Annotated in this window: 6 protein-coding genes and 1 pseudogene; 3 read left to right on the top strand and 4 right to left on the bottom strand. The window is 66.7% G+C overall.

The window, feature by feature from the left end; all coding sequences use genetic code 11:
- Both ABZS64_RS22810 and ABZS64_RS22805 read left to right on the top strand, forming a co-directional pair.
- A pseudogene (locus ABZS64_RS22810) lies at positions 1 to 96 on the top strand (methyltransferase); the annotation flags it as partial.
- Between the two features lie 69 nt (positions 97 to 165).
- Positions 166 to 1,203, top strand: a complete 1,038-nt coding sequence (locus ABZS64_RS22805) for a glycoside hydrolase family 5 protein (protein ID WP_355832516.1) — start codon at positions 166 to 168, stop codon at positions 1,201 to 1,203.
- A gap of 51 nt (positions 1,204 to 1,254) precedes the next feature.
- Here ABZS64_RS22805 and ABZS64_RS22800 read toward each other — a convergent pair whose 3' ends face one another.
- The 4 genes from ABZS64_RS22800 to ABZS64_RS22785 all read right to left on the bottom strand — a co-directional run bounded on the left by ABZS64_RS22800 (position 1,255) and on the right by ABZS64_RS22785 (position 6,501).
- Positions 1,255 to 2,742 carry a glycosyltransferase family 2 protein gene (locus tag ABZS64_RS22800; protein ID WP_355832534.1) on the bottom strand — a complete coding sequence of 496 codons (1,488 nt, stop codon included), beginning with the start codon at positions 2,740 to 2,742 and terminating at the stop codon, positions 1,255 to 1,257.
- Positions 2,743 to 3,563: 821 nt separating this feature from the next.
- On the bottom strand, positions 3,564 to 4,580 hold the full coding sequence (gmd, locus tag ABZS64_RS22795) for a GDP-mannose 4,6-dehydratase (protein WP_355832513.1): 1,017 nt from the start codon (positions 4,578 to 4,580) through the stop codon (positions 3,564 to 3,566).
- Positions 4,581 to 4,804: 224 nt separating this feature from the next.
- Positions 4,805 to 5,941 (bottom strand): glycosyltransferase, encoded by a 1,137-nt coding sequence (locus ABZS64_RS22790; protein ID WP_355832510.1) that lies wholly within the window; start codon positions 5,939 to 5,941, stop codon positions 4,805 to 4,807.
- Positions 5,938 to 6,501: a putative colanic acid biosynthesis acetyltransferase gene (locus ABZS64_RS22785; RefSeq protein WP_355832507.1), complete on the bottom strand. Its 564-nt coding sequence runs from the start codon at positions 6,499 to 6,501 to the stop codon at positions 5,938 to 5,940. Before ABZS64_RS22785 ends, ABZS64_RS22790 begins: the two co-directional genes overlap by 4 nt.
- 65 nt (positions 6,502 to 6,566) lie before the next feature.
- Here ABZS64_RS22785 and ABZS64_RS22780 point away from each other — a divergent pair, with 65 nt between their 5' ends.
- On the top strand, positions 6,567 to 7,520 hold the full coding sequence (locus ABZS64_RS22780; protein ID WP_355832504.1) for a GDP-L-fucose synthase: 954 nt from the start codon (positions 6,567 to 6,569) through the stop codon (positions 7,518 to 7,520).
- The last annotated feature ends 1 nt before the right edge of the window (position 7,521 follow it).

Here is a 7,521-nt window from a genome sequence, read left to right as displayed (position 1 = left end):
CAGGCGTTCCGTGCGGCGGGCTTCGCGGGGAACCGGGCCCGCTTCATCCCCGGCCGGGCGCTGGACGTCCTTCCGCGGCTGGCGGACGGCGGGTATCGAGCCTGGCCCGGCCGATCCCCCACGCCTGAAGGTCACCTCAGGAAATGAAGGAAATGGAGGAACGAAGTGCGCTCTCTCAATTCCGGCAACCGTTGGGTCGTCCGATCCGGCCTCGTCATGGCTGCGACGCTCGGCCTTCTCAGCGCGAACACGGTGAGCAGCGCTGCCACCGGATCAACGGCCGAGGCCCGGAGCCCGGTTCAGATGTATGGGAAGGTCCGCGTCTGCGGCACGCAGCTGTGCGACGAATCCGGCAAGCCCGTCCAGTTGAAAGGCATGAGCACGCACGGCACGCAGTGGTTCGCCCATTGCCTGACCGACGGCGCCATGGATGTGATGGCGTACGACTGGAAGGCGAGCGTTGTGCGTGTAGCGACGTACGCGCACCAGGGCGGGTACGAGACGGATCCGAAGAAGTTCACCGACTTGGTAAGCCAGTTGATCGAGCGGGCGAGCGCCCGTGGCATGTACGTCATCGTCGACTGGCACATGATGAACCCGGGCGACCCGAACCTGGACCTCGAGAAGGCAAAGACGTTCTTCACTGAGATCGCCCAACGGTACAGGGGCCGGAACAATGTGATCTACGAGCTCGCGAACGAGCCCCACGGTGTGAGCTGGTCCGCCGTCAAGAGCTACTCGGAAAAGCTCATTCCGGTGATCCGCTCTCATGATCCGGACAGTGTGATCATCGTCCCGACGTCTGGCTGGTCCACGTTCGGCGCCTCCGAAGGAGGCAACGAGCGGGAGGTCGTCGACAATCCCGTAAACGCGACGAACATCATGTACAGCTTCCACTTCTACTCGCGGGTGGCACGGGAGGGGTATATGGAAATCCTGGACCGTGCCTCTTCCAAGCTTCCGATTTTCGTCACCGAGTGGGGCACCGCGTCGTGGACGGGGCACGACACCGACTTCCCCATGTCGCAGAAATGGGTCGACCTGATGGCGAAGAAGAAGATCGGCTGGACGAACTGGAGCCTCTCCGACAACGATCGCCAACTCTCGGTCTTCAAGCAGGGCACCTGCAGCGCCGGCACATTCTCCGGCGCCGAGGCTCTCACGCCAACCGGCGCCTGGGTCCGGGAGCGGATCAGAAGCTGAGCACCAAGTTGCCGCGTCGGCCGAGGCCTTCAGGGCCTCGGCCGATCGGCGTCACAGGCCCCCGAGATTCTCCGCAGGCTCGATCGCGGCCTTCGGCGCAACGGCACGAACGGGTTCTTCGGCAGTGCCCCGGGACGGGACGAGAATGCGGCCCACGATCACGGCGTAGAACAGCCCGGAGAAGAGGATCAGGGCGAAATTCGGTGGGTACATGGTGAGCGTCCGCCAGAGCGCGGCACCCACCCATATCAGAGCCGTACCGCCGCTCCAGACCCAGACGCCGATCCAGAAACGCCTGTTCCCGTTTCGCCGTGCGGTCGCCGAGCCGGTGGGCCGCCAGGCCTGGCGCCTGCCGCGCACAATGTCCCATATGGCGAATACATGTGCCCAGCCGTACATCATGCGCACGGCCCACGCTTCCAGCCGATAGGGGCACTTGTGCCAGCACGGGAAGATCAGCGTCGTGTAGATGACGCTGGGAACTACCAGCAGCAGGTACTCGGCCTTGAGCTTTTCGGGCATGGCCACCAGCAGGGTGACCGGGATCAGCGGGGCCATGAAGATGAAGAGCGCCGTGTGGATGTAGTAGAAGAAGCCGGAAATGTAGCAGAGGCGTGTGGCGAGCCTGAGCTTTGTATCCCAGAACTTCTTGCTTGCCAGCAGGCTCATGGAGCCCGAACACCAGCGGTACTGCTGGTGGTAGAACGCACTCACGTTGTCAGGGCAATTGCCGGTAGCGAGAGGGAGCGGCACATAGAGCAGATCCCAGCCCAGACGACGTAGGTCGAAGCCCGTGTGTACGTCCTCCGAGTGCTCGATCAGAGTGGTTCCGCCGTTGGCCTCGAGCGCGGCGCGCCGGTACACGGCGCAGCTGCCCACGCAGATGGCGCCGCCACGGTGCTGCCGGGAAACCTGGACCGCCCGGTAGAACAGCTCCTGGACGGCGCTCGCCCCGCGCTCGATCCACGTCTGCCTGTCGAGCACGCGGAAGAACTGCGGCGACTGGACGATGCCGGCCTTGGGGGCACGCTCCATGTACGGCAGCAGCTCGTCCAGCAGATCCGCGCGGGGCGCGAAGTCGGCGTCGAGGATGAGGATGTACTCCTCGTCGGAGATGCTCAGCCCGTAGTGGAGGTTGCCGGCCTTCTTGAACCAGCCGCGGTTGGGCCGGCTTCCGTAGACAAAACCGAACTCCTCGGCCATGACGGCGAGCTGCGGGTTGTTGGAGTCGTCGAGGACATACGGGGTGGCCTTGCCGGGGTAACGGTCGGCGAGCCGGCGCACATGCCTCCAGGTGTTCTCCAGCACCTCGATGGGCTCACCGCACACCGGCAGGAAGACGCTGACCGTCGGGTACGCCTTGGGTTGCCAGTCCTCCACGAGTTTGCGGTGCGCGCTCAGATCGAAGTCGGCGGTGAAGGCGTTCACGCGCAGCGAGGTGAGGTAGTACAGGACGGTGAAGATCAGGCACGGCAGCAGGACGGCCAGCCACGGCGATGACTGGATCAGCCTGAACTGACTGAAGGTGAGACAGCCCATGCTGATGAGTGAGGCGGCAGTGAGCACCCAGAGGCGGCGCCTGACGTAGGAGTACTTCTCCTGGTCGTTCGGGGGCTGCGGGAGCAGGCAGGAGGCCGTCTGCGCGGGTCTGGAGATCTGCCGGGTGGCCGCCGCACGGATCGCCCCCGCTATGGCATCAGGGGAATCAGAGCTCATGGTTCTCCTTGAATGCAGCAACGTCGGGAGCGAAAGGCAGGGGGTTCCGGCCGGCCTCCGACGGCAGTGGTCACCTCCAACGACACCCATCCCGAGGTGGAGCGGCGCGTGCTGTTGGGCCGATTGCTGCATGGGGCGCTCGAAGGAGGGACCTGGCGGCCGGCGGCCCGGCCGCCGGAGGCAGGAGATCGGCAGGGCAGTCCAGGAACCGCGCTACGACCTGCGGTGGAAGGCGGCGTGCAGCTGGGTCACAGCCGGCCGTGGGTGACGGGCTCGCGGACCCACGGGGTGAGCTCGTCGAGGATCTCGTCCGGCGTGGGAGTCGCCTCGAAGCCGAAGAACATCCCTTGCCCTCGCCACATCGGGGGTCCGGCGCTGCACGTCGTGCTGGAAGGGGATGTCGGCCGTGTGGTGGAGGTCGTGCTCTCGTACACCATCGAGGAGCTGAGGCAGGTCACCTACTGCGGCGGCCCGTTGCCGCGGACGCGGATCGCGGCGTCGCAAGCCGCGGTCCGGCGCCCGGCCGGTCCGTATTTCGGAGAAGTTTTCGACGCGGACCACGCTGTGACCGCGGGTGAGCAGTTTCCTGACCGGACAACTGCCGATCAGACCGGACGAGCCGGTGACATCGGGCGTCGGATCACTCAATTCCGCTGAATGCTCAGGGCTGTACCGCTCAATTCCGACTCGAGCCTGGCCACGTCGGCTTCGACCATGATGCGTGCCAGCTCAGGCCACATCACCTGGGGCTTCCAGCCGAGCAGCGTCTCAGCCTTCGACGCGTCGCCGATCAGCGCGTCGACCTCGCTCGGCCGCTCGTACTTGGGGTCGAAGCGCACATATTCGGCCCAGTCCAGGCCGGCCGTGGAGAACGCCGCCTCCAGGAACTGCCGCACGGTCGCCGTCTTGCCGGTCGCCACCACGTAATCGTCGGGCTCATCCTGCTGGAGCATCCGCCACATCGCCTCGACGTACTCCGGGGCGTAGCCCCAGTCGCGTGCGGCATCGAGGTTGCCCATGTAGAGCCGGTCCTGCAGGCCGGCGCTGATCCGGGCGACTGCCCGGGTGATCTTGCGGGTCACGAAGGTCTCACCGCGGCGCGGCGACTCGTGGTTGAAGAGGATGCCGTTGACCGCGAACAGGTCATACGCCTCCCGGTAGTTGACCGTGGCCCAGTAGGCGAACACCTTGGCGCAGCCGTACGGGCTGCGGGGATGGAAGGGGGTCCGCTCGTTCTGCGGAGGCGGGGTGGCTCCGAACATCTCCGAGGACGACGCCTGATAGATCCGCGTGTCGATGCCGCTCGCCCGAATGGCCTCCAGCAGCCGCATCGAGCCCATGCCCGTCACATCACTGGTGTAGAGAGGGGCGTCGAAGGACACGCGCACATGGGACTGGGCGCCGAGGTTGTAGACCTCGTCCGGCCGCAGGTCGCGCAGCAGATTGACCAGCGCCACCCCGTCGGTCAGATCGGCGTGATGCAGCACCAGAGTGCGGCCCGGCTCCTGGGGGTCCTGGTAGATGTGGTCGATCCGCTCGGTGTTGAAGGACGACGACCGGCGCACCAGACCGTGCACCGTGTAACCCTTCGAAATCAGCAGCTCGGCCAGATACGAGCCGTCCTGACCGGTCACGCCGGTGATGAGAGCGCTCTTGCCCATACGGTCCCCCTTGTGGACAGGGAATGGAAAGCACGAAATTGCTCGGAAATCGCCAGGGAGGGGCCCTGGCTGTTTCCGGCCGGTGCGCGGATATCGGATCGAGGGAGAGAAGACGGCCCTGTCCTTGGACATTACAGAGAACAGCCCTATGGGGCTGGTGGGGCCACAAGTCCCGCAGCTGGATTACCTCGAACAGCCCACTCTTCTTTGTTCGAGCCTGATGGTCAGCGATATCTCCGTTGCCCTGTCGCCTGGAGTTGGTAAATCTCCTCAAGTCGGTCTCCCACCGTGTGGATGGAGAAGACTTCCTCGACAGCACGGCGACCCGCGTCGGCGAGTGCGCGCCGCTGGCCCTCGTCCCGGAGCAGGTCGCACACCGCATCGGCCATCGCCTGCGGACTGCCGTCGGTGACGCGCGCCGCTCCCCGGCGGGCCAACTCGCCCGCGATGCCGCAACTGTCGGTGCAGACCACCGGCGTGCCCGCGGCAAGCGCTTCGAGGACGGTCATGCCGAATGGCTCGTTGACGCTGGGCAGCACGTACACCGCGGCCTTCGCGTAGGCACGAACGGCTGCGGTGGGCTCCAGTGCGCCGCCGTACGAGACGACTGTCTCCAGCCCGCGGGCGGCGATCAGTTCGCGGACCACCGGCAGCGATCCGTCGTCCGAGCCGTGCACGGTGAAGTGCGCGTCAGTCAATTCTTTGTGGACCAGCGCGGCCATCTCGACGAATGCCTCGGGGCGCTTACGAGGGTGCAGGCGGGCGAGGTAGAGCACCTCGCGGCTTCCGAAGTCCCGTTCTTCGCTTCCGGTCCCGGGGCGTACCCCGTTCGGCAGCACGAGCAGCGGTGGACCGTCCCGCCCGATGGCCGCGGTCAGGGCCCGCCCCTCGTCCTCGGTGAGGACCAGGCAGCCGCGTGCCTTGCGCAGCAGAGGTACATACGCCCGGTCGAAGAGCCGGGCCGCCGCGGAGTTCCGGGCCTGCACCATGCCGTGCGTCTGCACGAAGAACCTCTTGCGCCGCAGTACCGCCAGCGCCAGCGCGGTGAGCGAAACCAGGTCACGGCCCGCATGGACGTGCACCACGTCGGCATCCTTCATGGCCCGCCACATGTCGCGTACCAGCATTGGATGCATGAGGCCGAGAAAGCCCTGGCCGGGAATGACCGAGCGGGCCGGTCTGGACCGCAGCGGCACCGGGCCGATCCGTTCCGGCGCCGGGGACCTGCCACGCCAGAGGGACAGGAGCGTCACCTTGTGGCCGCGCGAGGCGAATTCTCCGAGCTGGCCGAGGGCCACGCTCGTCGGCCCGCCGAAGGCCCCGTCGTCGCTGACGAGTGTCACCACATGGACCATTCTCATGCCGTGGCTCCCGTCGTGACGACCGCACCGGGGCTGACATTGCGGTGGGCGACCGATGCGGCTCCCACGACCGAGCCACGTCCCACGGTGACGCCGCGCAGCACTACCGCTTTCGCCGCGACCCAGGCGCCGGGCTCCACCGTGATGGGGCCGTTGTCGAACTCGAAGGTGCGTGAGTGTCGCTGGTGGCTCCCGGTGCACAGCAGCGCACCCTGGGAAACGCACGCGTCGCTGCCGATCGTGATGGTCTCCAGGTTGAGGAGCCAGGCGTCCTCGCCGATCCATACGTCGTCGCCCACCACCAGCTTCCACGGCCAGTGCACCCTCACTCGATGGCGGATGACGACCCGTTCGCCGATCCGCGCGCCGAATGCGCGCAGCAGCGCAGGCCGCCAGCGGGCCGGGAACCACCATTTGACGAAGACGAGGCTGAGCACGGCGAACCAGGCAGCCTGTACGAACAGGGGGCGGCCCTTGTCATAGCCGGCTCCGGTGAAGCCACGCAGCGAACGTTCCACGTCGGTCATCCCTTCCTGAGTGCACAGGAATATCCTGTTCATCAGGTTTTTATGCATATCCCCAGGAAGTGCACCGTTTACGGTGGTACTGCTGGCACACTCGGCCCATGGATGATCTGCTCCCCCCGCCTGCTCGTGTCTTCGTCGCCGGGGCCCGTGGACTCGTCGGCTCGGCCGTCGCCCGTCGCCTGACTGCCGACGGATACGAGGTCCTCGCCCGGCCCCGGTCCGAACTCGACCTCCGTGACGCTGCCGCGACCGAGGCGTATTTGCGCGACGCCCGGCCCGATGCCGTCGTGCTGGCCGCCGCCAAGGTCGGCGGCATCATGGCCAACAGCACCTACCCGGTGCAGTTCCTCGAGGACAATCTGCGGATCCAGCTGAGCGTGATCGCCGGGGCGCACGCGGCGGGCGTACGCCGGCTGCTGTTCCTCGGCTCGTCGTGCATCTACCCCAAACTCGCACCGCAGCCGATCCGCGAGGAGGCACTGCTCACAGGCCCGCTGGAGCCGACGAACGAGCCGTACGCCCTCGCGAAGATCGCCGGGATCACTCAGGTGCGGTCCTATCGACGCCAGTACGGGGCTTCGTACATCTGCGCCATGCCGACCAATCTCTACGGGCCGGGCGACAACTTCGACCTGGAGACCTCGCACGTGCTCCCGGCTCTCATCCGCCGCTTCCACGAGGCCCGGCGGGAGGCGCGGGACGAGGTCGTGCTGTGGGGAAGCGGCACGCCGCGCCGGGAGTTCCTGCACGTCGACGATCTCGCCGCCGCATGTGTCGTGCTGCTGCGCCGTTACGACGGCGACGAACCGGTCAACGCCGGCTGCGGCGAGGACCTGACGATCCGCGAACTCGCCGATACGGTCAAGCAGGTCGTCGGTTACGAGGGCAGGATGGCGTTCGACACCTCGAAACCGGACGGCACGCCTCGCAAGCTGCTGGACATCTCGCGGCTCGCCGGCCTCGGCTGGCGGCCGAGGATCGCCCTGCGGGAGGGCATCGCCACCACCTATGCGTCGTGGCTGAGCAGCGAGGCAGCGCCCCTCCGCGTCTGAA

The sequence above is a fragment of the Streptomyces sp. NPDC005408 genome (assembly GCF_040606445.1).
Classification (GTDB): Bacteria; Actinomycetota; Actinomycetes; order Streptomycetales; family Streptomycetaceae; genus Streptomyces.
This window is presented reverse-complemented; position numbering and strand designations above follow the sequence as displayed.